Below are 26,396 nucleotides of genomic sequence, written 5' to 3'. Positions count from 1 at the left end.
GGACGAACCCTCGCCGGCGTCTACGCCCGAGTCGGCGCGAAACTCCTCGCCATGTCAGCCGCAATCTGGCACAACTGGCTTATCGACGCACCCCGAAAACGCTCCCTCACCGCCTACGACCATTAGGAATTAATCATCTAGCGTTCGAAGTCCAAAATCGACGATCCAGCGGCTCGCCGACTGGCTGGATTCGTTCGCAATATCCTCGCCAACGAGGTTAGGGCGCACGATTGACAGGTTGGCGGGGTCTCGCCGAAGCGCAGTCGCTTCGGTTTGATTGACGATGAAGCCGTCGCCGACCGGAATCGGCCCACTAGCTCGGGCCAGTCTAGGGCGGGTGGAAGACACCGGAGCCGAAACCGGGCGCAACTGTGGAGAGGTCCGAGCCTCACCTCGCAGGCCTCGTTCGCCACAAGGTCACCAGCCGTTGCATCATGCCGCCAGCCTAACTTCGGTGCCCATTCGCGACTGGCACCCACGGATGCCGGATACCCTCGAGGGGTGCCTGAACAGACCCCCGACCCGAGCGTCGAGCTCACCACCCAGGGCGTCGGACCCTGGAAGGGCGAGCCGCCGACGGACGAGTTCTACGATCCGGAGCTGCTCGCGAAGGGCGATTCGCGCAACGTGATCGACCGGTACCGCTACTGGCGCATGGAGGCGATCGTCGCCGACCTCGACCTCACCCGGCATCCGTTCCACGTTGCCATCGAGAACTGGCAGCACGACATGAACATCGGCTCGATCGTGCGCAGCGCCAACGCGTTCGCCGCGGACACCGTGCACATCATCGGCCGCAAGCGCTGGAACAAGCGCGGCGCGATGGTCACCGACCGGTACCAGCACGTGCGCTACCACGCCGACGTGGCCGAGTTCGCGGACTGGGCGCGGGATGCCGGGCTTCCGGTGATCGCGATCGACAACGTGCCGGGATCGGTGGCCATCGAGACCTTCGACTTTCCGGAGGCGTGCGTGCTGCTCTTCGGCCAGGAGGGCCCGGGTCTCAGCGCCGAGGCGCTCGCCGCGGCCGGCTCGGTCGTGGAGATCAGCCAGTTCGGAAGCACCCGAAGCATCAACGCGTCCGCGGCGGCGGCGGTCGCGATGCACGCGTGGATCGTGCAGCGCGTCCGCTTCGGCTAGCGCCGCCGCTGCGCCGGGGTCTCGGCCGTCCTACGCCCCGATCGGTGACGGGCGCAGTTGCCGCACGGTGCGGAAGCGCCCCTGCTTCTGCGCGCCGAGCACGGAGAGCGCGAGCGACCCGACGAACCAGGCGGCGAGCGGCAGGAAGGCCGACCAGAGGTCACCGCCCGTTCCGCCGTACATGAGCTGCCGGATGCCGTCCACCGCGTGGCTCATTGGCAGCGCCTGGTGCAGCGCGGCGAGCGGTGCGGGCAGGGTCTGCCAGGGGAAGGTGCCGCCGGCGGTCACGAGCTGCACCACCATGAAGACGAGCGCGAGAAACTGGCCCACGCTGCCGAGCAGCACGTTGAGCGCGAGAACGATCGCCGCGAACGTCATGGCGACGAAGGCCATGAACGCGACCATGCCGACAGGGTTGGCCACCGGGAGGTGCAGCGCGAGGGTGACGAGCGCGAACAGTGCCACCATCTGCACGACGCCGAGCAGTGCCGGAGTGAGCCAGCCCGCGAGAGTCGTGCGGATGGGCCGGCGCACGGCCGTGAGCGCCCGGCGGGAGAGCGGCCGCACGAGCAGGAAGAGCGCGTAGATGCCGATCCAGGAGGCGAGGCTGAGGAAGAACGGCGCGAGGCCAGCTCCATAGTTCTTCGCCTGGGTGATGGCGTCCTGGTTGACCTTGAGCGGGTTCGCGATGAGGTTCGATGTCGCCGCCCGCTCCGCCGCTGTCGTCTGCGGAATCTTGCCCACGGCATCCGTGAGCGAGTCGCTCAGCGTCTTCGAGCCGGTGGCGAGTTGCGCGACGCCGGTCGAGAGATCGGATGCGCCGGTCGACGCCGTCGTCGCCCCGGTCGCGAGGCTCGAGGCGCCGCCAGCAGCGGAGTGCACCGCCGAGGCGAGCGCGGGCGCCGACGTGCTGAGGGCGGATGCCCCGGCGGCGACCTGCGCCGCCCCGGCGGCGGCGGCGGGCAGCCCGGTCGGCGCGGCGAGCCCTCCCGCGTAGGCGTTGGCTCCCGGGGTGATCTGGCCCAGGGCGGCGATGTCCGCGAGCACGGCCGGATCGGTGACACCGGCGTTGGCGGCATCTGACGTGAGCTTCGCCGACGTGCTCGCCGCTTGCGCGGTGAGCCCGGAGAGGGTCTTGGCGGTGGCGGAGGCCGTGGCCAGGCTGCCGGCGAGGCTCGACGCTCCGGCGCTCAGCTGCGCCGCCGACGACGGAAGCGCGGCGGCCTTCGCATCCAGCTGGTGCAGGCCGGTCGAGAGCTTTGCCGCCCCCGACGAGAGCGTGGCGCTGCCCGAGGCGAGGGATGCCGCACCGGTCGCCGCGGTGGCGGCGCCCGACGCGAGGGACACGGCTCCGTCATCCGCCTTCACGAGCCCGTCCCGGATGGAGCCGACGGCGTTAAGCAGCGTGATCGAGGCCTCGGAGCCCACCTGCTTGGCGATCTCCACGCGCACCGCCTCGGCGGCCTGCTTGGCGATGGTGGTGCTGAGGTAGCTGTTGGTGTCGTCGGTGGTGAGTTTCAGCGCCGCCGAGACCGGCTCGTCGCCGGATGCCGACGCGAGCCTCGTGGAGAAGTCGGCGGGGAAGGTGAGGCCGAAGTCGTATGTGCCGTTCTTCACGCCGATCGCCGCCTGGGCGCTCGACACCTCGACCCAGCCGAACTTCTTGCCGTCGAGGAGGCTCTTGGCTGCTTTCTGTCCGTAGTTGGTGGCCTTGCCGTCGACGGTGGTGCCGGTGTCCTGCACAACGAGAGCCGCCGGTACTTTGTCGAGGTTGGAGTACGGATCCTGGTTGCCCCAGAGGTAGAGGCCGCCGTAGACGAGCGGCACGGTCATCAGCGCGACGAGCGCGGCGACGCCGATGCGACTGGCGGTGAGGCGCGCGAACTCTGCGCGAACGAGTACGGGAATGGTCATGGAAGGCGGCTTTCGATGGTGCTCGGCGATGGAACGTCTGGGAGGTCATCCGGGTCGGGCTCTGGCGCCTGGAACGGGTCGCGGGCGCCGAGGCGGAAGAGGATGTCGGCGGTGGCCTGGTCTGTCACGATGCTGACAGTCACGCCCCTGGCCGCGATCTCGGCGAGCGGCCCGTACCAGCCGGACGGCTCGCCGCCGTGGCGCTCGGGGGAGGTGACGACGATCGCGGCGACTCCCGGGCGTAGCACGGCGAGCTCGCTGAAGACGCGGATGCGGGCGGCTGAAGGAAGCGCCCGCACCGGGAGCTTCGCGTAGTCGAGGAGCCCGTGATCGGTGAGGAACCGCCGCGCGGCCCGCCGTGAGCTGGGTGCCGAGGCGAACGCGAGTTCCTCGGCCACGATCGTGGTGAGCGAGATGTCCGCGCCGGGCTCCGCCACGACCGGGGTGTCGACGAGGGCGCTGCCCCGCCGGAGCCGGTCCGGATGGTCGGCGCCATGCACGAGCGCGCGCCCGGAGTCCGGGCGGATCCGCCCGGTGAGGAGCATCGAGACGAGCATCGGGCGTTCGTCCGACTCGACCGGGATGGCGTTCGGAACACCGGGGGCGACGCTGAGGCTGAGCGGCGGCACGGCAGCACCGAGGCCGCTGCCGATCGCGGCCTGGTCGAGGGCGACGAGCATCAGTCGGCGTCCTTCCACTGGAGGTCCGGCCGTTCGTCGATGAAGTTCCCGGCCTCGCGCCAGCCGAGACCGACCGCGCCGAGCGTCATCAGAATCACGAGCCGGTGGCCGTCCGCGGCGGGCAGCGGCTTGCGTGCGGCCTCCTCGAGCACGCCGAGGGCGGTCTCCTCCACGAGCCGGGCGAGCAGGTCGACGGGCAGGTCCTGGCGAATCGAGCCGTCGGCGCGTCCGTCGGAGATCGCCTCGCGCACGCTGGACCGCACCGAGCGCAGGGCGGTACCGGTGTCAGAGGCGAGTGGTCCGCGCACGGCGAGCACGGCCATGACCCGCACGCTCTCCACCTCGTGCCACAGCCGCGACGCGATGAGTGCGAGCCGGGTGAGCGGGTCGGGATGCGTCACGGTGTCGAGGGCGTTGGCCACCCGGAGCGCGCCGAGGCTCACGAGTTCGCGCAAGAGGTCGTCCCGGTTGGCGAAGTGGGCGTAGATGGATCGCCGGCTGAGGCCGGCGGCGACGGCGATGGCCTCGAGGGGAGCCTTGGGGTCGCGGTTGAGCACGACCTTGGCTGCGGCGAGGATCGCCTCGCGGTTTTCGGTGGCGTCGCGGCGTGGCGCGCGACGGGAAGGAGTGGGGGGCACGAGTGGCAAGCATAATAACTTACACAGCAATGTGCAAGTTATGGCGCGATCCGGCCGAGGGTCGAGTCGCCGGGGGGACTGCGGCCCTCTCGGTAGAATGGGGTGTAATTCCCACCAAACTGAGAAGGATCCCTCGTGCCAGCAATCGTGATCATCGGAGCCCAGTGGGGCGACGAGGGCAAGGGCAAGGCGACCGACCTGCTCGGAAGCCGCATCGACTACGTCGTCAAGTTCAACGGCGGCAACAACGCCGGTCACACCGTCGTGATCGGCAACCAGAAGTACGCGCTGCACCTCCTGCCGTCCGGAATCCTCACCGACGGCGTCATCCCGGTCATCTCCAACGGCGTGGTGATCGACATCGAGGTGCTGTTCCACGAACTCGAGGCGCTCACGGCCCGTGGGGTGGATGTCTCGAGGCTGCGGGTGAGCGCCAACGCGCACATCATCACCCACTACCACCGCACCCTCGACAAGGTCACCGAGCGATTCCTCGGCAAGAAGCAGATCGGCACCACCGGTCGCGGCATCGGACCGGCGTACGCCGACAAGATCAACCGGGTAGGCATCCGCATTCAGGACCTGTTCGACGAGAACATCCTGCGTCAGAAGGTCGAGGCGGCCCTCGACCAGAAGAACCACCTGCTCGTGAAGGTCTACAACCGGCGCGCCATTTCGGCCGACGAGATCGTCGCGAACCTGCTCTCTTACGCGGAGCGTCTGCGCCCGATGGTCGCCGACACCGCCCTCGAGCTCAACCTCGCCCTGGACGCCGGCAAGACGGTGCTCTTCGAGGGCGGCCAGGCCACCATGCTCGACGTCGACCACGGTACATACCCGTTCGTCACCTCGAGCAACTCGACCGCCGGCGGCGCCTCGACCGGCTCGGGCATCGGCCCCGGTCGCATCGAGCGGGTCATCGGCATCGTCAAGGCGTACACGACTCGCGTCGGCGCCGGCCCGTTCCCCACCGAGCTGTTCGACGAGTCCGGCGAGTTCCTGCGCTCGGCCGGCTTCGAGTTCGGCACGACGACTGGGCGTCCGCGCCGCACCGGCTGGTACGACGCCCCGATCGCCCGGTACTCGGCGCGCATCAACGGCGTCACGGACTTCGTCATGACGAAGCTCGACGTGCTCACCGGCCTCTCGACGATCCCGGTCTGTGTCGCGTACGAGGTCGACGGCACACGCGTGGAGGAGGTGCCGGTGTCGCAGTCGGACTTCCACCACGCCGTGCCGATCTACGAGGAGTTCCCCGGCTGGACCGAGGACATCACCTCCGTGCGCGAGTTCGAGGACCTGCCGGCGACGGCGCAGTCATACGTGCTCGCGATCGAGGCGATGAGCGGATCGCGCATCTCAGCGATCGGCGTCGGCCCCGGCCGCGACGCCATCATCGTGCGACACGATCTCCTCGGCTGAGGGCTGAGGGCTGAGGGCTGAGGGCTGAGGGCTGAGCCGGTGGCGCAGCTGTTTCGAGGGCTCCGGCCGCTCGTGCGGCCGCTCATCGCGTGGAACCCGATGTCGCAGACCAGGGGCGGGTTGGCCGACCCGCATGTCGGCCGGCACGCCGGTGCCCGATGTCGCAGACCAGGTGCGGGTCGGCCGGTTCGTGACCGGGGTGCTGCGCGACCAGATCCGCGTCCTCAACGAGACGGCGCTCGCCCTGAGCGCCCGATACGACCGGGTCAATTTCGTCGCCCCCCGCTTGAGAGCACCGACTTCATCGACGACGTCTTCAGCTACGCGTCGCTCTACCGCCGGTGGGGGCATCACCTCGCGGCTCTTACCCACCGGCTCATGGTCGACTGAGCGGGCGCTCAGACGACGCTGAAGCCGTCGGGCAGCGAGCGGCGACCGGTGAGGGCGAGCAGCAGGACCTCGCCGTCCCCGCGCAGGGCCGCCGTCGACGAGGCGAGCGACACGGCGTCGGCGACCGCCGCCGGCGGGAGCCCGTGGGGAATGCCGGTGGCCCGCGACAGGTCGATCGAGTGCACCACGAGCTCGAAAATGCGGGTGCGGAGGTACTCGCTGAGCAGGATTCCCATGCCGCCGATCGAGACGATGCGATTGGCCGGCTGGGACTCGATCAGGGCTCGCGCGCGACCGAGCGCGGCAGACACCTGGCCGACGGCGTCGTCGCCCAGCCACTCGCCGGCCTCGACACCGCGCGCGGCGACGGCCGCGTCATCCGTGAACTGGGCGAACACGCTCGTGTAGTACTCGGCGGCCGACGGGATCGTCACGTCGCCCGGCTCCTCCTGGGAGAGGTAGTTCTCCACGGTGAGAATCGCCCGCGCGGCGTGCCCGGCCAGGCTGCGCACCGTCCAGGACCCCAGACCCGGCTGGTCCCACTGCCCCGGCGTGATCTCCCGGAGGATGTCGATGAACGACTCGGCCGATCGCGAAAAGAGAGATGCGCTGGTCACGGTTAACATCGTGGCACCGACCCCTGCCAGACTGGGCATCGTGACCGCGACACGCCCCAGACCCGCCCCCATCGTCGGGCGATTCGTGCGACTCGAGCCGCTGCGGCGGGAGCACCTGCCCGCCCTGTTCGCGGCGATCGCGCATCCGATTGTCTTCGCGGGCGGCTTCGGCGGCGGGCCTGCGGCCCACCGGGACACGGTCGACGGCTTCGTCGAGTGGGCGGAATCCTACTTCGACTGGGAGAAGGGAAACCCGTTCGCCGTGTTCGTTGTCGGCGGCCCGCACGACGGTGAGCTCGTGGGCACGACCACCCTCACCGACTTCGACCCCGCCCGGGAGGCCACCCACATCGGCTGGACGGCGTACGACCCGCGGGTGTGGGGCACGGCCGTGAACGCGGAGGCGAAGCTCCTGCTGCTCGGCGTCGCGTTCGACAACGGGTTCGGGCGTGTGCTGATCCAGGCGGATGCCCTCAACGAGCGTTCACGGGCGGCGATCGCGGGCATCGGCGCGACCTTCGAAGGGGTGCTGCGGCGCGACCGGCTGCGGGCCGACGGCACGTGGCGCGACAGCGCGCTGTTCTCGGTGATCGTCGACGACTGGCCGCGGGTGAAGGCGCTGCTCGAGCAGCGGCTCGCCGGCTACGGCGAACGGCCGGTGCTCTTCCGAAGCCGGGCGACGGCGTAGGTCGTGGGCCGGCAGTAGTCTCGGCCGGGTGGACGAGTCACTCTCCTGGAACGAGCCGGTGGGGGCCGCGATCGTGCTCGCCGGGATACCGCTCGCGTAGGGCCGCATCCTGCGCCCACGAAGGCAGCCGGCGGTGCTGCCGGTCTCGCCGGGCCTCGGCGTCACCGATGGTCCGTAGCCCGGTCCGCTCGGCGCGCGGCGGCCGCGGCGGTAACCTCGAGGTATGGCAGACGAACTCGACCCATCGGCCCAGCTCCTGAGCCTCCGCCAGAGCATCGACAATGTCGATGCCGCGCTCGTGCACCTGCTCGCCGAACGGTTCAAGTTCACCCAGCAGGTGGGCCGGCTCAAGGCGGCAAGCGGACTGCCGCCCGCCGATCCGGATCGGGAACGCCAGCAGATCCAGAAACTCAAGGCACTCGCAGCCGAGTCCCATCTCGACCCGGCCTTCGGAGAGAAGTTCCTCAACTTCATCATCGCGGAGGTCATCCACCAGCATGAGCAGATCGCCAGCACCGGCTCGATCGAGACGCACTGAGGTGACCTGGGACCCCGGCAATCTCCCCTCCCAACAGGGCAAGACCTTCGTCGTCACCGGCGGCAACGCCGGAATCGGCTACTTCATCGCCGAACAGCTCGCCGGGGCGGGCGGTCGGGTGGTGATCGCGGCCCGCAGCCCCGGCAGGGCATCGGCGGCCATCGCGTCCATCCGCTCGCGGCATCCGCGTGCGGAGGTGAGCGCCGTGCACCTCGACCTCGCGTCGCTCGACTCGGTGCGCGCTGCCGCCGCCGAGCTTTCCAGGCTCGACCGCATCGACGCGCTCATCGAGAACGCCGGCGCGATCATGCCGAGCAAGTCGCGCCAACTCACCGTCGACGGCAACGAACTCATGTTCGGCACCAACCATCTCGGGCACTTCCTGCTCACGGCGCTGTTGCATCCCACGCTCGAGAGAACTCCGGGCAGCCGGGTGGTCACCATGGGCAGCGGAGCGACCCGGCTCACCGGCATCCGTCTCGACGACCTGCAGAGCGCGCGCACGTTCTCGGCCTGGGCGGCCTACGGGCAGTCCAAGCACGCGACCCAGGCCTTCGGCTTCGAACTCGACCGCCGGCTGCGGGCCGCCGGAAGCCCGGTGACCGCGCTCGTCGCGCATCCAGGAGGCGGCCAGGACGGCAACACCCCCGCTCGACTCGGGGTGATCGAGCCGACGATGGGGCAGCGCATCCTCGCCAAGCTCCTGTTCTTCGTGGGCGGTGGAAAGCACACCGCCGCATGGCCCGCGGTGCGGGCGGCGACGGACCCGGATGCCGTCGGAGGACAGTACTGGGGGCCACGCGGCGGGCTCAGCGGGCAGCCCCGCGTCGGCAAGCCGGCGCCGGCGAGTCACGACCCGGCGCTCGGTGCCGCCCTCTGGACCGAGTCGGAGCGGCTCGTCGGGCAGGCCTTCCCGGTCTGACGGCACTAACCCCCCTTCCCACTCAGCCGTCGCTAAGTGCTGGCTGGGGCGGGGCGGTCTCAGGTTGCTAGTGCAACACCTTCGTGGATGGAGTGTGTTGTGGCGAGGAAGTGGGACTGGGCGGTTCGGGCTGCTGTCTATCGGGAGTTGGCGGCGGGCAGGTCGGCTCTGGAGCTTGAGTCGGCGCTGGGCGTCGCGATGAGCACGGTGAAGTCTTGGGCCAAGCTCGCTGGCATGGAATTCATGCCCGGCCGGATTGGCGGCGTAAGACGGATGCCGATGGATGCTCCCGCGCCAGCGGGTGCGGGGCGCAGCTATCGACGTCTGACCGTGTCGGATAGGGCGTTCATCCAGGCGGCGAGGGCGTTGCGGGTGCCGATGAGTGTTCGGGCGATCGCTCGAGAGCTCGGGGTCGCTGCCTCGACGGTGTCGCGGGAGATCCGCGCTCACGAGATCGCGCACTGGAGGGTGCCGCACTACGACGCGGAGGTGGCCCACTACCGGGCTTTGGCCAGACGCCCACGGTATCGGCCGGGGAAGCTTGATAATCCGTCGTTGCGGGCGGAGGTCGTGTCACGCTTGAACACCAGGTTCTCGCCGCAGCAGATTGCCGGTGAGTTGAGGATCATGTTCCCGGAGCAGGTGGAGATGCAGGTGTCACACGAGACGATCTACCAAGCGTTGTACCTGCAGGGCAAGGGTGCCCTGCGCCACGAGCTGACCGTGGTCAAAGCGTTGCGGTCGGGGCGCACCACACGGGTGCCGCAGTCGAAGCTGCCGCCGCGCAGCAGCCGACCCTGGCTGGACGGCGCCCGCCTGACCGAGCGTCCTGCCGAGGTCAATGACCGGGCCGTCCCGGGACATTGGGAGGGCGACCTCGTCGTCGGGCCAGAGAACTCCGGCATTGTGACTCTCGTTGAACGTCAGACCAGGGTCGCCCTGCTGGGGCGCCTGCCTGGGATGCGCGATAGCCAGACGGTCACCGGCATCCTCGCAGAGATGATCGCTGGTCTCCCTGCCGCGCTGACGAAAACCATCACCTGGGACCAGGGCACCGAGATGGCCGGCCATGCCAGCTTCACAGTCAAGACCGGCTGCCCGGTGTTCTTTTGCGATCCGCACTCGCCCTGGCAGCGTGGCACGAACGAGAACACCAACGGACTAATCCGTGATTTCTATCCCAAGGGCACCAACTTCAACGAGATCAGCGACGCTGACCTTGCCGAGACTCAGCGACTCCTCAATATCCGGCCACGACAGACGCTCGGCTGGCGCACCCCATCTGCCATGCTGAACGAATTGATCAACAGTGTTGCGCTAACAGCTTGAGACCGCCCGGACGGGCGAGCACTTGCTGACGGATGAGTGGGTCGGGGAAGTGCAGCTCACCCCCGCCATCCCGCCTCGGTAAGTGCGGTGCGCACTTTGTGCAGGAGAGTCGCACGCCTCGCCATCAGTTCCTTGTTGACCCGGATGACGCGCCACTTCTCCTCCATGAAGTCGTCCAGTCGCTCGACATCCCGGTGAAACTGCTTCTCATCATCGCGATGCTGTCCACCGTCGTACTCGAGGAGCACGCGATACTCCGGAAAGGCCAGATCGGCGAGCCCGAGCACGGCGCCGAAGCGATTGCGGACCTCGAAATTGACGATCGGCTCGGGAAAACCGGCCCGCACGACGAGGAGGCGCAACATCGTCTCCCGGACGGAATCGGTGCGCACGCGAATGTCGGGGAGGGCCTTCCGAAGGGCTGCCACTCCTGGGCGGTGCCCCCAGGCCGTCACCGCGGCGACGAGCTCGTCCATTGTCGCGACGGGATTCGTGCGGCACACGAGGCCGTCGCCCATCACGATAAGGTCGTCGACGCAAAGATATCGGGCCAGCTGGCACCAGGTATCCACGGCGGAGCTCACCCGGAGACCGCCTGCCAGGGTAACGATGCGGGTGGTGGGAAGCAGCTCATGTCCCCGCACTCCTCGCGGTCGCGGGGCGCGGGCCGGATGGTGGACCGCGACATCGAGGCCGGCGCCGGCGACTCGCTCCGGCATCCGAAGCCCCAGCAGCACGGCCGCGGTCCAGTAGCTGAAGTACTGGCCGGGCGGCATGATCGTCGCATACGAACGCGCCAGTGACGGGATGTCGACGGTCGCGGCATGCGCGCTGCGCACGGCGCGAAACGGTCGTGCGAGATCGGCGCCCCGGAGCCGACCGATCCCCACGCCAAGGTCGACGGCCTCGGTGATGGCGAACGGGCGAGCGTGGAGCGTGGTGGGCAGTGCGCGATGTCTGTGCATCCCCGTAGGGTGCACCATCCGTCAGTTCGCCGCGGGAATCATCCCCAGCCGCGGATCATCCGTCACCAAGTGCTCGCTCACGGCGCTGGACGAGCACTTAGTGACGGTTGAGTGGGACGACGAGGTGCGGTGAGGTGAGGTGAGGTGAGGGGAGGACTGGGGCGCTAGTACCCCACCACCGGGCCGAAGTGCTCGGGCAGCGTGCCGCGGTGCGTGTCGCGCAACTCGTCGATCGTGAGCGTGAACTGGTCCTGCACCTCGAGGGCTCCGCCCGAGTCGGTGACGCCGATCCGCAGCACCGGGTAGCCGCGGCCCTCGCACAGGCCGACGAAGCGCACGTCGTCCTCGCGCGGCACCGAGACGATCGCGCGCCCGGTGGACTCGCTGAACAGGGCCGCCGTGGCATCCACGCCGTCCCGCTGCATGATCTCGCTCACCCAGACCCGGGCGCCGACGCCGAACCGCAGCACCGACTCGGAGACGGCCTGGATGAGGCCCCCCTCCGACAGGTCGTGGGCCGAGGCGATGATGTTCTGCTCCGAGCCGGCGGTGATGAGCCCGGCGAGGCGCTGTTCGCCCGCGAAGTCGACGACGGGCGGAACGCCGCCGAGGTGGTGGTGCAGCACGTCCGACCAGGCCGAGCCGTCGAGCTCGTCGCGCGTGATGCCGAGCAGGTAGATGTTGTTGCCCTCGTCCTGCCAGCCGGACGGGATGCGGTTGGCCACGTCGTCGATCACGCCGAGTACCGCCACGACCGGGGTCGGGTGGATCGGCACGTCGCCGGTCTGGTTGTAGAAGCTCACGTTGCCGCCGGTGACGGGGATCTCGAGCTCGAGGCATCCGTCTGAAAGCCCCTCGACCGCCCTAGAGAACTGCCACATGACCTCGGGGTTCTCCGGGCTGCCGAAGTTGAGGCAGTCGGAGACGGCGACCGGGGTCGCCCCGGTGACGGCCACGTTGCGGAAGGCCTCGGCGAGGGCGAGCTGTGCGCCCCGGTACGGGTCGAGCTGGCTGAAGCGTCCGTTGGCATCCGTCGCCACGGCGAAGCCGAGCCCGGACTCCTCGTCGACGCGCACCATGCCGCCGTCGTCGGGAAAGGAGAGCGCCGTGTTGCCCATCACGTAGCGGTCGTACTGGTTGGTGATCCAGTCCTTCGACGCGAGGTTCGGGCTGCCCAGCAGCGCGACGGCCTGCGCGCGAAGCTCGTCGGGGGTGGATGCGCGGGGGAGCAGGGCGGTGGAGTCGGCCTGCAGGGCGTCGATCCAGGCGGGGTAGGCGACCGGGCGGTTGTAGACGGGCCCGTCGACGGCGACGGTGCGCGGCTCGACGTTGACGATCTCCTCGCCGTGCCAGTTGATCACCAGACGGCCGGTGTCCGTGACCTCGCCGAGCACCGAGGTCTCCACGTCCCACTTCGCGGTGACCGCGAGGAAGCCCTCGAGCTTTTCCGGGGTCACGATCGCCATCATGCGCTCCTGGCTCTCCGACATGAGGATCTCCTCGGCGGTGAGCGTCGGATCCCGCAGCAGAACCTTCTCGAGTTCGATGAACATTCCGCCGTCGCCGTTGGAGGCGAGCTCGGAGGTGGCGCAGCTGATGCCGGCGGCGCCCAGGTCCTGGATGCCCTCCACGAGCTTGTCGCGGAACAGCTCGAGGCAGCACTCGATGAGCACCTTCTCGGCGAACGGGTCGCCCACCTGCACCGCGGGGCGCTTGGTCGGGCCGCCGGCCGAGAACGAGTCTGAGGCGAGGATGGATGCTCCGCCGATGCCGTCCCCGCCGGTGCGCGCCCCGAAGAGCACGACTTTGTTGCCCACGCCGCGGGCGTTCGCCAGGTGCAGGTCCTCGTGCCGCAGCACGCCGACGGCGAGCGCGTTGACGAGTGGGTTGGCCTGGTAGACAGAGTCGAACCAGGTCTCCCCGCCGATGTTCGGCAGGCCGAGGCAGTTACCGTAGAACGAGATTCCGGCCACGACTCCGTGCACGACGCGCGCCGTGTCCGGGTCGTCGATGGCGCCGAAGCGAAGCGCATCCATCACCGCGACCGGGCGGGCGCCCATCGAGATGATGTCGCGCACGATGCCGCCGACGCCTGTCGCCGCGCCCTGGAATGGCTCGATGTACGAGGGGTGGTTGTGGCTCTCGATCTTGAAGGTCACCGCCCAGCCGTCGCCGATGTCGACGACGCCCGCGTTCTCCCCCATGCCCACCATGAGGTTCTTCTTCATCTTCTCGGAGACCTTGTCGCCGAATTGGCGCAGGTAGACCTTCGATGACTTGTACGAGCAGTGCTCGCTCCACATCACCGAGTACATGGCGAGTTCGCCGCTCGTGGGGCGGCGGCCGAGGATCTCGCGGATCTTGAGGTACTCGTCCTCCTTGAGCCCGAGGGCGCCGAACGGCTGCACCCTGTCGGGCGTGGCGGCGGCGTTGGAGACGGTGTCTGCAGCGGAAACTGTGGTGGGGGTGCTCACGGGCGCAAGTGCTCCTGGATCGAGGGCGTGCCGGATGGGTCAATTCTATCCGGGTGCCGGGGGCCCGTTCCGATCAGCCGGCCGGGTCGTAGCGGTCGGCACGAGCGTGCTCGCCTCGGCCGGCCTCGTGAGCATCATCGCGGGTCTCGCCGCGCAGTCGACGCTCGCGAACGCAGCCAGCGCACAAGTCGGTCGACCGGGCGGCGGCCGCGCGCAGGATCAGGCCGGTGGTGAGCAGCGTCCAGGTGATCGCCTCGGCGATCGCCATCGTTCGGAACCCCGAACGGGGAGTGATGCGTGCCGGGACAGTCGTCGCGCGCGACCTAGGTGGGAAGAACAGCTAGGCAGAGATGAGGGCGTGGATGGCGCTCGTGAAGAAGGTGAGGCCGTCGACCCCCGAACGCATGGCGGCCGCGGTATCCGGGCCGAAGCCCTCCTCGGTGGCGTGCTCGGGATGCGGCATGAGGCCCACGATGTTGCCGCGTGCGTTCGAGACGCCGGCGATGTCGTTGACCGAACCGTTCGGGTTCACCTCGAGGTAGCGGAACACGACCTGTCCCTCGCCCTCGAGTCTCGCGATCGTCTCCGCGTCGGCGATGAAGCCGCCCTCGCCGTTCTTGAGCGGGATGGTGATCTCAGCGCCGGCCTCGAACTGGTTGGTCCACGCGGTGTTCACGTTCTCCACCCGCAGCCTCTGGTCGCGGCAGATGAAGCTGCCGAGCTCGTTGCGGATGAGTCCGCCGGGAAGCAGGTGCGCCTCGGTGAGCATCTGGAAGCCGTTGCAGATGCCGAGAACCGGCATGCCGGAGTTGGCGGCGTCGATCACCTCGGACATGATCGGCGAGAAGCTCGCGATCGCGCCGCAGCGCAGGTAGTCGCCGTAGCTGAAGCCGCCGGGCAGCACGATCGCGTCCACGCCGCGGAGGTCGTGTTCGCCGTGCCAGAGCGCGACGGGCTCGGCGCCGGCGAGGCGCACCGCGCGCTGGGCGTCACGGTCGTCGAGCGAACCCGGGAAGGTGATGACGCCGATTCGCATCAGTTCGCGTCCGTCGTTTCCACCGAGACGGCCAGGTCCGGCTGGGCGGCCTGGGCGGCATCCGGCGCCACCGTGATCGACACGACGTCTTCGATCACCGAGTTGGAGAACATGTCGTTCGCGAGGTCGGTGACCTCGGCGAGCACCTCATCCGTCACCGGCCCGTCCACGGTCACCTCGAAGCGTTTGCCGATTCGCACGGCGCTGAACCTGGTCTTGCCGAGGCGGGTGAGGGCTCCGGCGACGGCCTTGCCCTGCGGGTCGAGTAGCTCGGCCTTGGGCATTACCTCGACGACGATTGTGGGCACCAAATACTCCAGGGAGTTCGACGGGGGTGGATGCACCCAGTCTAGCCGAGACGGATCTCGTGGTCGGCCCAGGCCGCGGTGCCGTCGATGAGGCGCGCGTTGGCCTCATCCGGCCCCGTCGCCCAAGCGGCCGCCGCACCCGGACTCTTGCCGAAGCGCACGTGACGTTCGACCAGGCGGCGCACCCGGATGTCGTGGTCGACTCCCACGAAGAAGCTCACGTCGATCAGCGGGGCGACCCGCTCCCAGCCCTGCGTGTCGTGCAGCAGGTAGTTGCCCTCCAACACCAACACGCGCTTTTCCGGAGCAATCGCGATCACGTCGGGTATCGCCTCCTCGATCTCGCGGTCGAACCCCGGCGCGAGCACGAGACCTCCGGAGAAACGCAGGTTGGTGAGGGTGGTGACGAAGGCGTCGACGTCGAAGGTGTCGGCCGCGCCCATCCGGTCCCGGCGTCCGAGCTCCACGAGTCGCGCCTGCGGCAGGTGGTAGCCGTCCATGGGGAGCAGCACGGCCTCGTCGCCGAGGCGCTCCACGAGCTGGGCGGCGATCGTGGACTTGCCCGAGCCCGGCGGCCCGACGATGCCGACCACGAGGCGGGAGTCGCCGCGCGCGCCGGCGACGACCGTCACGACCTCGTCGATGCTGCGAAGAACGCTCACCGCGCCAGCCCGCCCATCAGCTCAGACGGCACGGCGGCGATGGCGAATTCGATCCACTCCCGGTAGCCGGACGCGCTCGGATGAAAAAGGTCGCTCGCCCAGAAGGTGGGCGTGTACGGAGGAGGCTTCGGAATGGCGAAGACGCGGTCGAGACCGGCGACGGCCGCCCGCGCGCCGTCGTCGAGGCTGGCCGCGTGCAGCGCGAGGTTCCAGCGCAGCGGATTGGCCAGGCTCGAGAAGCGGTCGAACCGCGGCATGAGCGAGACGAGAATCACGGCGTCCGGGCTCGCGGCGCGCAGGCTCGCGACGAGCTCCCGCACGTCCCGGGCGAAGGCGAGCCGTGAGCGCAGCGCGAGGGCGTCGTTGGCGCCGATGCTCAGGAAGACCAGGTCGTAGCGCTGTTCGGTGGCCGGGCCGATGAAGCGCTGGAGCAGGTCCCGCGCGGTCGCCCCGTTCTCGCCGACGGCATCCCAGCGGGTTCCTCGACCGGCAACGCGCAGCACCTCACGGGCGAGATTGCCGGGCAGGGCCTCGTCCTGGCTGCCGGCCCCCACGCCGGCGGCGGTCGAGTCGCCGAGCACGAGCAGCCGCACCGGATCCGCGCCGGCCAGCGCACCCGACCACGGCTCGGCGGCATCCGGCAGCCTCGGGATGATTCGCCGGGCCCGCCGCGCCTGCACGATCAGCACGGGGGAGAGTGGCACGGCGACGAGCCGACTCAGGATGTTCGGCCGCAGTGTCTTCGTCGGCACTGTCCTGGCCGGCTCTGTCTTCGCCCGCTCTGTCTTCGCCCGCTCTGTCTTCACCCGCTCTGTCTTCGCCCGCTCTGTCTTCACCCGTCGATGCTATTCGCCCCTCGACCATTCGCCCCATCGCCCGCCCCGCTCATCCGTCACCACGTGCTCGCCGGCCGCCTGCAGGGAGCAGTTGGCGACGGCGGAGTGGTTCCCGCCCGCCGTGGTCGTGCCGCAGAACGCCCGGCGGGCTCAGGCGACGGTGCGGGCTCAGGCGACGGTGCGCACTCCGGCGACGGCGCGCACTCCGGCGACTCGATCGTGCGGGGAACCCTCTCCTAGGCCTGATCCGCCGTGGTGACCCGGATGAGGTTGGCCCACGGGTCGTCGAACGCGAGGGTGCGCCCGTCGTGCCGGGTCTGCACGCCGAAGTGGGTCATCCGCTCGCCGAGGGCGCCGAGGTCGTCCGATGTCGGCAGCACGATGTCCACCTGCCCGAGCCCGAGGGTGCGCGCTCGCCGCCCCGCCCCGGCGCTGTTCCAGGTGTTCATCGCCATGTGGTGGTGGTAGCCGCCGGCGCTCACGAAGAGCGCCTGCGAACCGAACAGTGTGGTCTGCTCGAACCCGAGGCGGTCGACGTAGAACTCGCGGGCCGAGGGGATGTCGCCCACCGAGAGGTGCACGTGCCCCACCACCGCGTCGCCGAAGTTGGGGGACTCGATCGCCTCCGGCGTGAGGTTCTGCTGCAGGAAGGCATTCGGATCGAGGAAGAGGGTGTTCATCTCGATCTGGCCGTGTGTCCAACTCCACTGGCTGCGGTCGCGGTCCCAGTAGAGCTCGACGCCGTTGCCCTCCGGGTCGGTGAAGTAGAACGCCTTGCTCACGAGGTGGTCCGAACTGCCCGTGAACGTGCCTGGCGCCTTCGTGGCCACGGAGTACACCGCGGCGGCGAGCGCCGCCTCGCTGTCGAACAGGATGGCGGTGTGGAAGAGTCCGGCGTCCCGCGGACTCGCGTGCACGAGGCCGGGGGCATGGCTGAGGATGACGATGGGCGTCGCGCCGCGACCGAGGGTGACCGTGTCCGCCGTCTGGCCGATCACGCTGAGGGCCACGGCATCCCGGTAGTAGGCGGTCATCGCATCGAGGTCGGCGACGAGCAGGGTCACCGCGCCCATCGCGGTGTCGGCGGCGAGAAGATCCTGGGTGCTCATGGGGTGCCTTTCGTGTCTACCGGATCCAACTTAGTTGAGATCTCAACTATTCCCGATAGGGTGGGGCGAATGGATGAACAGCCGGAGGCGCGGGCCTGGCGATCGCTCGTCACCGCCGTCCTCGTGCTCGAGGAGGCCCTCGACCGCCAGTCCCAGCGGGACGGCAGGCTGCCGCACGCCTACTACTCGCTTCTCGTGATCCTCTATGAGACGCCGGGGCATCGCCTGCCGGCGAGCGAACTCGCGGCCCGGCTGCGCCACTCGCCCAGCCGCCTCACGCACGCGGTCACGAGCATGGAGAAGTCCGGCTGGCTCGCCCGCGAGCGGTCGGCAACCGATCGGCGGATGCAGATCGTCGCCCTCACCGAGGCCGGCAGCCGGCTCGTTCGCCGGGTGTCTCCGCGCCAGGCCGCCGAAGTGCGCGCCGTCGCCCTGTCCCGGCTCTCCCCCCACCAGGTGGGCCAGCTCGAGGCGATCAGCACGGCGATCGTCGCCGCGCTCGACGAGCACGGCGACGAGTCGCCCTAGCACCACCTGCATTTTGATCGTTTTGAGGCTTGCAGAGCGAGCGATACCTCAAGGACAGCTCACACCGCAGAGCCTTCGGAGACTTGCCGGAATTGGCGCCGATAGACCTGCGGTGATAGCCCGACCCGACGTCGAAACTGTTCTCGCACGTTGGCGGTGCTGCCGAGCCCGGTGAGTTGCCCCAACTGCTCGACGGACACATCCGTTGTCTCCAGTAGCTCTCTGGCACGGTCAATCCGAGCATCTGTGAGCCACGCCATCGCCGTCGTGGCCGTTTCCCGTCGAAATTGTCGAATGAAGGTTCGACGTGACATTGCGGCATGCTCGGCCATCAAATCGACAGTGACCGCGCCAGCGAGGTTTGCCATCAACCACTCACGCGTTTCGGCCAGCCCGTGGCTGATTTCGGGTGGCACGAACCTCTCGACGAACTGCGACTGGCCACCAGAACGATGGGGAGCTGCGACCAAGAACCGGGCACGAGAATTCGCCGCAGCCGCGCCGAAGTCGCGCCGAACAATGTGCAGACACAGATCAATACCCGCAGCCACACCAGCCGAGGTCAACACCGCGCCGTCATCGACGAACAGCACCGCTGGGTCGACGCTGACCCGGGGATAAAGCCGCTGGAGGAGTGCCGCGTGGTACCAGTGGGTAGTGGCGGGTCTGCCATCCAACAAGCCGGCGGCGGCCAGCGCAAAGGCGCCAGTGCAGATCGACACTATTCGCGCACCACGTGCACTGGCAGCGCGGAGCGCGTCCAGCGCTACATCAGAAACTTGGCGCGAAGGCGGGTCGAAGCCCGGGACAACGATTGTGTCGGCCTCTGCAAGCGACTCGAGCCCGTATGGCGCTTCGATCTTGAATTGGGTACCCTCTACCAGCCGCTCGGGGTGCTCGGCACAGATAGTTAGGCGATAATTCGAATCCGCGCCGAATGTCTGCACGGGGATGCCGAAATCGAGCGCCAGAACCCCCGGGAGCGCGAAAACGACGACGTGATGGGAATCAGATGGCGGCATGGCCCGATGCTAGCGAACATTGACCTGCGTGCCACTTTCTGCGATCGAAGCGTGGTTATAGCCTCGACAGCATGAACGCGATTTCGCGATTACCCGCCAGCCCACTCGCCAACGCCGCGCTCGCTGCAGCCCGAGCATCCGAGAGCGTCGCGATCGCGAATCACAGCATTCGCAGCTTTCTATTTGCTGAGCTGCTGGCGGAGCACGACGGCACCACGAATGACTCCGATTACGACCGTGAGCTGCTGTTCGCGGCATGTGTAATGCACGACCTAGGGACGGGCGACAAAGCGAGGGGCGAACAACGCTTCGAAGTGGAAGGCGCAGATCTCGCAGCTGAAATCCTGTCTGCCCATGGCGCTGCTGCGCGCGATGTAGACCGTGTGTGGGAAGCAATCGCCTTTCATTCCTCACCCGGAATTGCGGAACGCCGCGGCCTGCTGGCCTACTTAACGCGGGAAGGGATCGGAGTCGACTTCGGCCGTCGCGCAGACATCGTGATGACCCACGAACACGCGATTCATCTCGCGTTCCCTCGGCTAGAGATGGCGCGTTCGCTAACAGACGCGATAGTGCAGCATGCCGCACGCTCGCCCGCTGCGGCCCCACGATATTCCGTTCCCGGCGAGCTCCTTCGCGAGCGCTCCGCCGAAGGCATCACCCGGATGGAGATCGCATCGAGCGAATCGGTCTGGGGCGGCTAAGCGCTCGGCACAACGACCCGACGTTTCGGACCGTATGTACGTCCGGCGGGGTCGAATGTGAGCCTCATTACCGCCTGACGTTCGCGCGACGGACGCATCACCGACCGCCTGTCTGATCACTGCACCTGGACTGGCTGCAGAGCCCAATCAGTTCCGTCCTAGTGAATCGGATTCGGGCTGCCGTGCCGGTGAACGGTGAGTCAGGAAGGGTCACGTCCCGCTGAGTGGTGTGGTTTCCCCGGTTCTGAGCGTCGGATCGTCGACGTGAAGAGCCACCGTGTGATGGTCGGTGAGAACCGATGGCCGACAAGGCGTATGCGTCAAAAGCGAATCGGAAGCTGCTTCGAGATCGCGGCATCGAGGCGCGGGCCGGGCGCCCGGTTCGAGCGGGACAGCACCACGGCAACGGCGACCGCCGCGGCAAGGGCGAGCGCTCCGCCGATCGACGCGACCACGGCATCCGGTCGCACGATCGACTGCCCGGCGAGCGCCTGCCCGGTGAGCAGCGCGAGCACGCCGACGGAGAGTGCCACGCCGACCCAGACCAGCCCGAGCCTCGCGCCCGGCGGGCGGAGCGCGGGGATCCGGCGCGCGGCCAGCTCGAGCAGCAGCGCGAGAAGCGGCAGCAGCTGGAGGGCGTGCATGCCCACGAAGTGCGGGATGCGCAGGTCGCCGGCCACGGTGCTCCAGCCGAGCAGGGGCAGGCCCGGCCCGCCATCCGGCACCCCGACCGTGTGGGCGCCGATGATGCCTCGGTAGTTCGAGATCTGGTCGCCGTGCGGCCCGGTCATGAGAAACGCGAGTCCCATTCCGACGAGCGCGATGATGAGCCCGGCGCGGATGGCGACCGACCGGGCCCGATCGCCGAGGTCCGTGCGGAACAGCAGCACAGCCACCGGGATGCCGGCCGCCCAGACGATCACGATCGACACCGCCATCACGCTCCAGAGGGCGGCCGAGAAGGGGGCGGAGACGTTGAAGTGGCTCGTCCCGCCGGTGGAGGCCACGCCCACGATGATCACCATCTCCACGGCGAGGAAGACGCTCACGATCGTGCCGATCGCCCACGAGGTGCGTCGCCAGCGGCGCAGCATCCCGAGTAGCCAGGACAGCGTGAGGGAGTAGACGAGCACCGAAAGCGAGAACTTGAGCGGCTTCGCCCAGAGCGGCGCCCCGGTCACGACTCGGGGGTCGACGGCGAGGCCGATGAGCGCGACGACGGTGAGCACGGCCATCGCCGCGGCGAGCCAGAGCAGCGGGCGATGCCAGGCGACGCGGGACGCGAGGGAGGGGACGGGTGCGGTTGAGGTGGACATTTCACTCCTTCGAGTGACTGGGTGTGGTGGGGTATGGCGGCGCCGGGTAGCGCTCGCTCGAGATGTGTTCCTGGGCCGCACGACGAAGCCCGGAGAAGAGCGCGTCGCCGAGGACGGTGCCGACGACCACCATCTGGGCCTTCGCCTCGCGGTCGTCCCTCGCGTCGATCTCGTCGAGGTCGGCGCCGGCCACGATGAGGGCGGCCTCGGCATACCTCGCGTACCAGCCGCGCATGGCAGGCTCGCCGAGCTCGCCGAAGACCTTGAGCACCTGCGCGGCGGCGATGCGGCCCGGATTCTGGGGGCTCACCCGCCACCCGTCGAGCACCGCGTCGACCTGTCCGAGGGCGGCCTCGCCCACCTCCGCCGGGTCGAGCGCCTGGGACACGGACTGCTGGGCCAGGTCGAAGGTGTGCAGCAGCGGGTCGTCGGAGTCAATCGACGCGATCACGCTGCGAGCGGCCGTGACGGAGAGCTGGCCGACATCGAGGAGGGCGCGAATGAGGCGCAGGCGCTGCACGTGGCTCTCGTCGTACTGGGCCTGGGTGGGCCCGGTGCGGAGTCCGGCAGGCAGGAGTCCCTCGCGCAGGTAGAACTTGATCGTGGCGGTGGGGATCCCGCTGGTCGTTGAGAGTTCGGCCATTCGCATGTTGGATAGTATACCTATCCGATAGTCATAATGTCCATAACTTCCGGATGGCAATCTTCGATCTGCTTCCGCAGCATTGCCGAATGCCCAGCACCGGTGGTCCCGACGTCGCGGACGCGAAATACGTCTCCCTCACCACCTTTCGCCGCCGGGTCTGTGCCGCCTCGACGGGAGTGCCGCTGAGCACGCCGGTCTGGGTGGTCCGCGACGGAGACCGGCTGCTCGTCACGACCGACGCGAGCGCCGGCAAGGTCAAACGCCTGCGCCACACCCCGGCCGTGACCCTTCGGGCCTGCTCGATGCGGGGCACCGTGAAGCCGGGCGCCCCCTCCCGTCGTCACCGGCACCGCCCGGACAGCTGAGAAGCCCGGACAGCTGAGAAGCCCGGACAGCTGGGAAGCCCGGACAGCTGAGAAGCCCGGACAGCTGAGACGCCCGGCAGCTGAGACGGCCCGCCGCGGAGTCGCCTACTCGGGCGCGGACGACCTCAACCGGTCACCGACCGGCGGGGTGAGAACCGCGTGCGACCTCAGCTCCTCCGGCCACGGCATCGCGGGGCGTACACGGCACTCGGTCGGGCTCGACTCCACGATCACCACTCTGCGCCAGCGCCAGCCGTCGCCAGGGGTGTCAGCCGAGATCCGCCCGCTCGGCAGCGTGTCCGGCACCCGGCACCACCACACGCCATCCAGGGCCGACAGGCCGCGGGCATCCAGCGCGGCCGCCGCCACAGCGGGCTCCGCGGCCTCGCCGAGCGCCGTGCCGATGAGCGTCGTCGGAACCGCGAGGGCACCGTCGGGGACGAGGTAGCCGACAAGCTCCCCGTCATCCGGCCTGTGGTGCGGCTGCCACTCGACCGGGATCACGTCGTCGCCGCGGTGCCCTTGCCGACGACCTCGCTGTGGATCTCGCTCGTGAGGTGCTCGATCCGCTGGGTGAGATCGGCGATCTGCTTCGTCAGCGCCGTGTTGTCGGCGAGCTCCTGCTCGGTCGACACGAAGTCGTGGTCGGCCTTCACTTGCTGGAAGGCGGCCTGGCGATTCTGGCCGATCATCACGAAGGTGGAGAGGAAGATCGCCTCGAGCGACACGACGAGGGTCAGGGTGGGCCACGGGCTCTTCTCGAAGAACAGCATCCACAGGGTGAAGAGCACGGCGTGCACGTACACGAAGCGCATCGAACCGGCGAAGGCGGTGATGCCGTCGGCGACGCGCAACTGCACGCTCGCGGCCCGTCGGCTGGCCTCCGCGAGCACGGACGGATGATGCGATCGGCCGTCCTGCAACAGGTGGCTGCGGATCACGACGGGGGTCGATGGCTGAGTGATGTGGTCGGTCATGGTTGCATCAAACCACCCTTGACGTGCCGCGCCGGGATCGACGCCCGCTATTCGCAGCCCTCGCAGGCGACATCCGCCGCCGGGTCGCCCAACACGAGGGACTTCTCGAAGCACAGCGAGCTCCCGACCCCCGCGTAGTGCCCGAAGTTGGGGATCCGCGAGTAGCCCTCCCGCTCGTAGAAGCGCACCGCCTCCGGCTGCAGGTCCCCGGTCTCCAGCAGGAGTCTCAGCCAGCCGCGGCCACGCGCGTCGTCCTCGAGGGCCGCCAGCAGGGCGGTGGAGACGCCGGTTCCGCGATGCGGCACGCTCACGAACATCCGCTTGATCTCCCCCTCGGTGGGGCCGAGCGGGCGCAGGCCGCCGCAGCCGACCGGCTCACCGGCCGCGTCGTAGGCGACGAGGAAGACGGCCATGTCGTCCGCGGTCGGCGTGGGCCCCGGTTCGGAGTCCGGCGACCCGTAGCGGGCGGAGACCTCCTGCCGCTGGGCCGCCCTCAGGCCTACCGCCGCCGGGTCGTTCCAGTCCACCGCGCGCACGATCATCGCCCAGTGAGCCTCTCGATCAGCTCCCGGTAGCGGGCGGCGGTCTGCTGCACGATGTCGGTCGGGAGCTCGGGGGGCGTCCCCGTCATATCCCAGTGGGCGCTGAGCCAGTTGCGCACGATCTGCTTGTCGAAGCTCGCGAGCCAGTCCGGGCCGCCGGCGGCGTAGAGCTCGGCGTCCCAGTAGCGGGAACTGTCGCTCGTGAGCACCTCGTCGGCGAGGGTGATCACCCCGTTGTCGCGGTTGCGGCCGAACTCGAACTTGGTGTCGGCGAGGATCACGCCGCGTGCCTCGGCGATCGCGGATGCCCTGGCGAAGATCTCGAGACTGAGGCCGCGCAGGGAGGCCGCGACATCCTCGCCCACGAGCTCGACGGTGCGTTCGAAGGAGATGTTCTCGTCGTGTTCGCCCATCGGGGCCTTCCACGCGGGGGTGTAGATCGGTTCTGGCAGGCGGTCGCCATTGCCCAGCCCGGCCGGCAGGGCGATGCCGCAGACGCTCTGCGACTGCTGGTATTCGAGCCAGCCCGAGCCGACGAGGTAGCCGCGCACCACGCACTCGACCGGGAACATATCGAGCGTGCGCGCGAGCATCGCCCGCCCGGCCACGGCATCCGGGATCAGGTCCGTCACGGTGTCGCCGTGCAGCTCATGGTCGGCGATGAGGTGATTGGGCACGCCGGCGAGCTGGTCGAACCACCAGAGGCTGAGAGTGGTGAGAAGCTCGCCCTTGCCGGGGATGCCCGGCTCGAGCACGTGGTCGAAGGCGCTCACCCGGTCGCTCGCGACCATGAGCACGCGCCGCGCGCTCGCAAGATCGGGCACTCCGGACTCGATGTAGAGGTCCCGCACCTTGCCGGAGTAGGCGTGCGTCCACCCGTCGGCGGTCAGGTCGGCAGCGCTCGGGTCGGTAGCGCTCGGGTCGGTAGCGCTCACAGGGCGACCCGGGCGGCGATGTCCGTGCGGTACTGGCCGCCCTCGAGTTCGATCGCCTCGAGCGCGCGGTAGACGCGGGACCGGGCATCGGCGAAGTCGGAGCCGGTGGCGACGACGCTCAGCACGCGGCCGCCGGTCGAGACAAGCACGCCGTCCAGGTCGGCGGTTGCCGCGTGGGCGATCGTCACGCCGTCGATGGCGAGAGCGGTGTCGAGGCCGCGGATCGGCCGGCCGGTGACCGGGGTCTCCGGATAGCCCTCGCTCGCGAGCACCACGGTCACGGCCACGTCAGACGAGAACTCGGGGCGCGGAAGCGAACCGAGACCGCCCGTCGAGGCGGCGAAGAGCAGGCCGCTCAGGGGGGTGACGAGGCGCGGCAGCACCACCTGGGTCTCCGGGTCGCCGAACCGGGCGTTGAATTCGATCACCCGGATGCCGTTCTCCGTGACGATGAGGCCGCAGTAGAGCAGACCGATGAACGGTGTCTGCTCGACGGCGAGCCGCCGGATGGTGGGCAGAGCGATCGTGTCGATGACCTCGTCGACGAAGCCGTCGGCGAGCCAGGGCAGTGGGGAGTACGCGCCCATGCCGCCGGTGTTCGGGCCCTCGTCGTTGTCGGAGAGGCGCTTGTAGTCCTGGGCGGGAGAGAGCGGCAGCACGTTGTGGCCGTCGCTCAGCAGGAAGAGCGACACCTCTTGGCCGTCGAGGAATTCCTCGATCAGCACGCTGCCGTGACCGAGCCAGTACGCCGCGTGTGCGATCGCCGCCTCCCGGTCGGCGGTCACGAGCACTCCCTTGCCCGCCGCGAGCCCATCGGCCTTCACCACGTGCGGCGCGCCGTATTCGTCGATGGCGGCGACGGCTTCGACGAGGGAGCCGACCCGCACCGCGCGGCCGGTCGGCACGCCGGCCTCCTCCATGATGCGCTTCGCGAAGGTCTTGCTGCCCTCGAGCTGCGCGGCCGCCTTGCCCGGCCCGAACACGGCGATGCCGCGCTGGCGGAGCCGGTCGGCCACGCCGGCGACGAGCGGCGCCTCCGGCCCGATCACGACGAGGTCGATCTCGTTCTCGATCGCGAACTCGGTGACCACCGCCGGGTTCGTCGGATCGAGGGCGATCACGCCGACCTCGGCCGCGATCCCCGCGTTGCCGGGCGCCGCCGTGATCTCGTGGGCGGCGTCTTCGCTGAGCAGCGCCGTGATGATGGCGTGTTCGCGCGCGCCTGAGCCGAGGACGAGGATTCTCACCCGGTAAGCGTACCCAACTGGCGGTCGGGCGGGCGTCCCGTCTCGGGCGCGCGCTACCGTTGATGCATGGCGAAACCCAGGATTTCGGATGCCGTGGGCGGCGAGGCCGTGCGCCGCGCGCTCGCGACGGTCGCCGACCGCGACACGGAGGCCACCGCGGTGCGCTACCTGCTGCAGGTGCTCGCCGATGCCGCCCCCGGCAACTCGGTGGAGGTGCGCGTGCCGCCGTTCGGCGCTGTTCAGTGCATCGAGGGGCCGGGCCACACGCGGGGCACCCCGCCGAACGTGGTCGAGACGGATGCGCTCACCTGGCTCGCGATCGCCACCGGCGGGGACACCTGGCAGCACGCCATCGAGCACGGGCGCATTTCGGCATCCGGCTCCCGCGCCGACCTGGCGAGCCTCCTGCCGGTGATCTGGGATCCCGCGGGCACGGGAGAATAGAA

The 26,396-nt window shown here is 69.1% G+C and carries 31 protein-coding genes and 1 pseudogene; 12 read left to right on the top strand and 20 right to left on the bottom strand.

Annotated features, from left to right (window positions below; genetic code table 11):
* Nucleotides 1–126, top strand: a pseudogene (locus VIM54_RS13855) (IS982 family transposase); the annotation flags it as partial.
* A gap of 375 nt (nucleotides 127–501) precedes the next feature.
* Nucleotides 502–1,140 (top strand): TrmH family RNA methyltransferase, encoded by a 639-nt coding sequence (locus VIM54_RS13850; RefSeq protein ID WP_331902185.1) that lies wholly within the window; start codon nucleotides 502–504, stop codon nucleotides 1,138–1,140.
* 30 nt (nucleotides 1,141–1,170) lie between these two features.
* Here the strand turns inward: VIM54_RS13850 and VIM54_RS13845 are convergent, their stop codons facing one another.
* From VIM54_RS13845 to VIM54_RS13835, 3 genes are read right to left on the bottom strand one after another with little or no spacing between them, the layout of a single operon-like run.
* Nucleotides 1,171–3,054 carry a YhgE/Pip domain-containing protein gene (locus VIM54_RS13845; protein ID WP_331902183.1) on the bottom strand — a complete coding sequence of 628 codons (1,884 nt, stop codon included), beginning with the start codon at nucleotides 3,052–3,054 and terminating at the stop codon, nucleotides 1,171–1,173.
* Complete coding sequence (locus tag VIM54_RS13840) at nucleotides 3,051–3,734, bottom strand: hypothetical protein (protein ID WP_331902181.1); 684 nt, start codon at nucleotides 3,732–3,734, stop codon at nucleotides 3,051–3,053. Before VIM54_RS13840 ends, VIM54_RS13845 begins: the two co-directional genes overlap by 4 nt.
* Nucleotides 3,734–4,372: a TetR/AcrR family transcriptional regulator gene (locus tag VIM54_RS13835; protein WP_331902189.1), complete on the bottom strand. Its 639-nt coding sequence runs from the start codon at nucleotides 4,370–4,372 to the stop codon at nucleotides 3,734–3,736. Before VIM54_RS13835 ends, VIM54_RS13840 begins: the two co-directional genes overlap by 1 nt.
* Nucleotides 4,373–4,507: 135 nt before the next feature.
* On the opposite strand from VIM54_RS13835, the gene VIM54_RS13830 reads away from it, so the two are divergent.
* Nucleotides 4,508–5,794: an adenylosuccinate synthase gene (locus VIM54_RS13830; protein ID WP_331902179.1), complete on the top strand. Its 1,287-nt coding sequence runs from the start codon at nucleotides 4,508–4,510 to the stop codon at nucleotides 5,792–5,794.
* A 398-nt stretch (nucleotides 5,795–6,192) separates the two neighbouring features.
* Here VIM54_RS13830 and VIM54_RS13825 read toward each other — a convergent pair whose 3' ends face one another.
* On the bottom strand, nucleotides 6,193–6,801 hold the full coding sequence (locus VIM54_RS13825; protein WP_331902177.1) for a maleylpyruvate isomerase family mycothiol-dependent enzyme: 609 nt from the start codon (nucleotides 6,799–6,801) through the stop codon (nucleotides 6,193–6,195).
* Nucleotides 6,802–6,841: 40 nt separating this feature from the next.
* Between VIM54_RS13825 and VIM54_RS13820 the strand changes: the two genes are divergently transcribed.
* From VIM54_RS13820 to VIM54_RS13805, 4 genes are all read left to right on the top strand, one after another.
* Nucleotides 6,842–7,489 (top strand): GNAT family protein, encoded by a 648-nt coding sequence (locus VIM54_RS13820; protein WP_331902176.1) that lies wholly within the window; start codon nucleotides 6,842–6,844, stop codon nucleotides 7,487–7,489.
* Nucleotides 7,490–7,712: 223 nt separating this feature from the next.
* Nucleotides 7,713–8,027, top strand: coding sequence for a chorismate mutase (locus VIM54_RS13815; protein WP_331902174.1), 315 nt, complete (start codon nucleotides 7,713–7,715; stop codon nucleotides 8,025–8,027).
* Nucleotide 8,028: 1 nt separating this feature from the next.
* Entirely contained in the window at nucleotides 8,029–8,949 is a 921-nt protein-coding gene (locus VIM54_RS13810; RefSeq protein ID WP_331902173.1) for an oxidoreductase, read from the top strand.
* 99 nt (nucleotides 8,950–9,048) lie between these two features.
* Entirely contained in the window at nucleotides 9,049–10,278 is a 1,230-nt protein-coding gene (locus VIM54_RS13805; protein WP_331902172.1) for an IS30 family transposase, read from the top strand.
* 56 nt (nucleotides 10,279–10,334) lie between these two features.
* On the opposite strand, the gene VIM54_RS13800 is transcribed toward VIM54_RS13805, so the two are convergent.
* The 7 genes from VIM54_RS13800 to VIM54_RS13770 form a co-directional block, all read right to left on the bottom strand.
* On the bottom strand, nucleotides 10,335–11,243 hold the full coding sequence (locus tag VIM54_RS13800) for a hypothetical protein (protein WP_331902170.1): 909 nt from the start codon (nucleotides 11,241–11,243) through the stop codon (nucleotides 10,335–10,337).
* A 164-nt stretch (nucleotides 11,244–11,407) separates the two neighbouring features.
* Nucleotides 11,408–13,717: a phosphoribosylformylglycinamidine synthase subunit PurL gene (purL, locus tag VIM54_RS13795; RefSeq protein WP_331902168.1), complete on the bottom strand. Its 2,310-nt coding sequence runs from the start codon at nucleotides 13,715–13,717 to the stop codon at nucleotides 11,408–11,410.
* A gap of 73 nt (nucleotides 13,718–13,790) precedes the next feature.
* The gene (locus tag VIM54_RS13790; RefSeq protein ID WP_331902166.1) at nucleotides 13,791–13,985 is read right to left on the bottom strand and encodes a hypothetical protein; all 195 of its coding nucleotides are present in this window, start codon (nucleotides 13,983–13,985) and stop codon (nucleotides 13,791–13,793) included.
* Nucleotides 13,986–14,057: 72 nt separating this feature from the next.
* Nucleotides 14,058–14,753: a phosphoribosylformylglycinamidine synthase subunit PurQ gene (gene purQ / locus VIM54_RS13785; protein WP_331902164.1), complete on the bottom strand. Its 696-nt coding sequence runs from the start codon at nucleotides 14,751–14,753 to the stop codon at nucleotides 14,058–14,060.
* Complete coding sequence (gene purS, locus VIM54_RS13780; RefSeq protein WP_331902163.1) at nucleotides 14,753–15,061, bottom strand: phosphoribosylformylglycinamidine synthase subunit PurS; 309 nt, start codon at nucleotides 15,059–15,061, stop codon at nucleotides 14,753–14,755. Before purS ends, purQ begins: the two co-directional genes overlap by 1 nt.
* 41 nt (nucleotides 15,062–15,102) lie before the next feature.
* Nucleotides 15,103–15,723, bottom strand: a complete 621-nt coding sequence (locus VIM54_RS13775; protein WP_331902161.1) for a nucleoside/nucleotide kinase family protein — start codon at nucleotides 15,721–15,723, stop codon at nucleotides 15,103–15,105.
* Nucleotides 15,720–16,559: an SGNH/GDSL hydrolase family protein gene (locus tag VIM54_RS13770; RefSeq protein WP_331902159.1), complete on the bottom strand. Its 840-nt coding sequence runs from the start codon at nucleotides 16,557–16,559 to the stop codon at nucleotides 15,720–15,722. The genes VIM54_RS13775 and VIM54_RS13770 overlap by 4 nt, the downstream gene beginning before the upstream one ends.
* 6 nt (nucleotides 16,560–16,565) lie before the next feature.
* Here VIM54_RS13770 and VIM54_RS13765 point away from each other — a divergent pair, with 6 nt between their 5' ends.
* Entirely contained in the window at nucleotides 16,566–16,799 is a 234-nt protein-coding gene (locus VIM54_RS13765) for a hypothetical protein (protein WP_331902157.1), read from the top strand.
* On the opposite strand, the gene VIM54_RS13760 is transcribed toward VIM54_RS13765, so the two are convergent.
* A complete protein-coding gene (locus tag VIM54_RS13760) occupies nucleotides 16,796–17,668 on the bottom strand; it encodes a VOC family protein (protein ID WP_331902155.1) in 873 nt (290 codons plus the stop codon). The two genes, VIM54_RS13765 and VIM54_RS13760, sit on opposite strands and share 4 nt — an antisense overlap.
* Before the next feature lie 69 nt (nucleotides 17,669–17,737).
* Between VIM54_RS13760 and VIM54_RS13755 the strand changes: the two genes are divergently transcribed.
* Nucleotides 17,738–18,196: a MarR family winged helix-turn-helix transcriptional regulator gene (locus VIM54_RS13755; RefSeq protein WP_331902154.1), complete on the top strand. Its 459-nt coding sequence runs from the start codon at nucleotides 17,738–17,740 to the stop codon at nucleotides 18,194–18,196.
* 59 nt (nucleotides 18,197–18,255) lie between these two features.
* On the opposite strand, the gene VIM54_RS13750 is transcribed toward VIM54_RS13755, so the two are convergent.
* A complete protein-coding gene (locus VIM54_RS13750; RefSeq protein WP_331902153.1) occupies nucleotides 18,256–19,218 on the bottom strand; it encodes a helix-turn-helix domain-containing protein in 963 nt (320 codons plus the stop codon).
* Nucleotides 19,219–19,289: 71 nt separating this feature from the next.
* Here VIM54_RS13750 and VIM54_RS13745 point away from each other — a divergent pair, with 71 nt between their 5' ends.
* Nucleotides 19,290–19,922, top strand: coding sequence for an HD domain-containing protein (locus VIM54_RS13745; RefSeq protein ID WP_331902151.1), 633 nt, complete (start codon nucleotides 19,290–19,292; stop codon nucleotides 19,920–19,922).
* A 320-nt stretch (nucleotides 19,923–20,242) separates the two neighbouring features.
* Here VIM54_RS13745 and VIM54_RS13740 read toward each other — a convergent pair whose 3' ends face one another.
* Nucleotides 20,243–21,238 (bottom strand): hypothetical protein, encoded by a 996-nt coding sequence (locus VIM54_RS13740; protein WP_331902149.1) that lies wholly within the window; start codon nucleotides 21,236–21,238, stop codon nucleotides 20,243–20,245.
* A 1-nt stretch (nucleotide 21,239) separates the two neighbouring features.
* Nucleotides 21,240–21,881 (bottom strand): MerR family transcriptional regulator, encoded by a 642-nt coding sequence (locus VIM54_RS13735; RefSeq protein ID WP_331902147.1) that lies wholly within the window; start codon nucleotides 21,879–21,881, stop codon nucleotides 21,240–21,242.
* An 89-nt stretch (nucleotides 21,882–21,970) separates the two neighbouring features.
* Between VIM54_RS13735 and VIM54_RS13730 the strand changes: the two genes are divergently transcribed.
* Nucleotides 21,971–22,249 (top strand): pyridoxamine 5'-phosphate oxidase family protein, encoded by a 279-nt coding sequence (locus tag VIM54_RS13730; protein WP_331902146.1) that lies wholly within the window; start codon nucleotides 21,971–21,973, stop codon nucleotides 22,247–22,249.
* Nucleotides 22,250–22,354: 105 nt separating this feature from the next.
* Here VIM54_RS13730 and VIM54_RS13725 read toward each other — a convergent pair whose 3' ends face one another.
* Genes VIM54_RS13725 through purD form a run of 5 tightly spaced genes read right to left on the bottom strand, consistent with a single transcriptional unit; the run spans nucleotide 22,355 to nucleotide 25,950 of the window.
* The gene (locus tag VIM54_RS13725) at nucleotides 22,355–22,753 is read right to left on the bottom strand and encodes a hypothetical protein (protein ID WP_331902144.1); all 399 of its coding nucleotides are present in this window, start codon (nucleotides 22,751–22,753) and stop codon (nucleotides 22,355–22,357) included.
* Nucleotides 22,750–23,226 (bottom strand): DUF1003 domain-containing protein, encoded by a 477-nt coding sequence (locus VIM54_RS13720; RefSeq protein ID WP_331902142.1) that lies wholly within the window; start codon nucleotides 23,224–23,226, stop codon nucleotides 22,750–22,752. The genes VIM54_RS13725 and VIM54_RS13720 overlap by 4 nt, the downstream gene beginning before the upstream one ends.
* Before the next feature lie 47 nt (nucleotides 23,227–23,273).
* Nucleotides 23,274–23,768 carry a GNAT family N-acetyltransferase gene (locus tag VIM54_RS13715; protein WP_331902140.1) on the bottom strand — a complete coding sequence of 165 codons (495 nt, stop codon included), beginning with the start codon at nucleotides 23,766–23,768 and terminating at the stop codon, nucleotides 23,274–23,276.
* Nucleotides 23,765–24,703, bottom strand: a complete 939-nt coding sequence (locus VIM54_RS13710) for a phosphoribosylaminoimidazolesuccinocarboxamide synthase (RefSeq protein WP_331902139.1) — start codon at nucleotides 24,701–24,703, stop codon at nucleotides 23,765–23,767. Before VIM54_RS13710 ends, VIM54_RS13715 begins: the two co-directional genes overlap by 4 nt.
* Nucleotides 24,700–25,950: a phosphoribosylamine--glycine ligase gene (purD, locus tag VIM54_RS13705; RefSeq protein WP_331902138.1), complete on the bottom strand. Its 1,251-nt coding sequence runs from the start codon at nucleotides 25,948–25,950 to the stop codon at nucleotides 24,700–24,702. Before purD ends, VIM54_RS13710 begins: the two co-directional genes overlap by 4 nt.
* A gap of 66 nt (nucleotides 25,951–26,016) precedes the next feature.
* Between purD and VIM54_RS13700 the strand changes: the two genes are divergently transcribed.
* Nucleotides 26,017–26,394: a sterol carrier family protein gene (locus VIM54_RS13700; RefSeq protein ID WP_331902137.1), complete on the top strand. Its 378-nt coding sequence runs from the start codon at nucleotides 26,017–26,019 to the stop codon at nucleotides 26,392–26,394.
* Nucleotides 26,395–26,396 lie beyond the last annotated feature (2 nt).

Origin of the sequence: Lacisediminihabitans sp., from assembly GCF_036569425.1 — a bacterium.
GTDB lineage: Bacteria > Actinomycetota > Actinomycetes > Actinomycetales > Microbacteriaceae > Lacisediminihabitans.
This window is presented reverse-complemented; position numbering and strand designations above follow the sequence as displayed.

Coding starts and splice junctions, on each gene's coding strand:
- VIM54_RS13845 (WP_331902183.1), bottom strand. CDS start 3,054: ATGACCATTCCCGTACTCGTTCGCGCAGAGTTCGCGCGCCTCACCGCC.
- VIM54_RS13840 (WP_331902181.1), bottom strand. CDS start 3,734: ATGCTCGTCGCCCTCGACCAGGCCGCGATCGGCAGCGGCCTCGGTGCT.
- VIM54_RS13720 (WP_331902142.1), bottom strand. CDS start 23,226: ATGACCGACCACATCACTCAGCCATCGACCCCCGTCGTGATCCGCAGC.
- VIM54_RS13745 (WP_331902151.1), top strand. CDS start 19,290: ATGAACGCGATTTCGCGATTACCCGCCAGCCCACTCGCCAACGCCGCG.
- purQ (WP_331902164.1), bottom strand. CDS start 14,753: ATGCGAATCGGCGTCATCACCTTCCCGGGTTCGCTCGACGACCGTGAC.
- VIM54_RS13700 (WP_331902137.1), top strand. CDS start 26,017: ATGGCGAAACCCAGGATTTCGGATGCCGTGGGCGGCGAGGCCGTGCGC.
- VIM54_RS13715 (WP_331902140.1), bottom strand. CDS start 23,768: ATGATCGTGCGCGCGGTGGACTGGAACGACCCGGCGGCGGTAGGCCTG.
- VIM54_RS13730 (WP_331902146.1), top strand. CDS start 21,971: ATGCCCAGCACCGGTGGTCCCGACGTCGCGGACGCGAAATACGTCTCC.
- VIM54_RS13765 (WP_331902157.1), top strand. CDS start 16,566: ATGCTATTCGCCCCTCGACCATTCGCCCCATCGCCCGCCCCGCTCATC.
- VIM54_RS13755 (WP_331902154.1), top strand. CDS start 17,738: ATGGATGAACAGCCGGAGGCGCGGGCCTGGCGATCGCTCGTCACCGCC.
- VIM54_RS13800 (WP_331902170.1), bottom strand. CDS start 11,243: ATGCACAGACATCGCGCACTGCCCACCACGCTCCACGCTCGCCCGTTC.
- VIM54_RS13790 (WP_331902166.1), bottom strand. CDS start 13,985: ATGGCGATCGCCGAGGCGATCACCTGGACGCTGCTCACCACCGGCCTG.
- VIM54_RS13760 (WP_331902155.1), bottom strand. CDS start 17,668: ATGAGCACCCAGGATCTTCTCGCCGCCGACACCGCGATGGGCGCGGTG.
- VIM54_RS13815 (WP_331902174.1), top strand. CDS start 7,713: ATGGCAGACGAACTCGACCCATCGGCCCAGCTCCTGAGCCTCCGCCAG.
- VIM54_RS13735 (WP_331902147.1), bottom strand. CDS start 21,881: ATGGCCGAACTCTCAACGACCAGCGGGATCCCCACCGCCACGATCAAG.
- VIM54_RS13750 (WP_331902153.1), bottom strand. CDS start 19,218: ATGCCGCCATCTGATTCCCATCACGTCGTCGTTTTCGCGCTCCCGGGG.
- VIM54_RS13740 (WP_331902149.1), bottom strand. CDS start 21,238: ATGTCCACCTCAACCGCACCCGTCCCCTCCCTCGCGTCCCGCGTCGCC.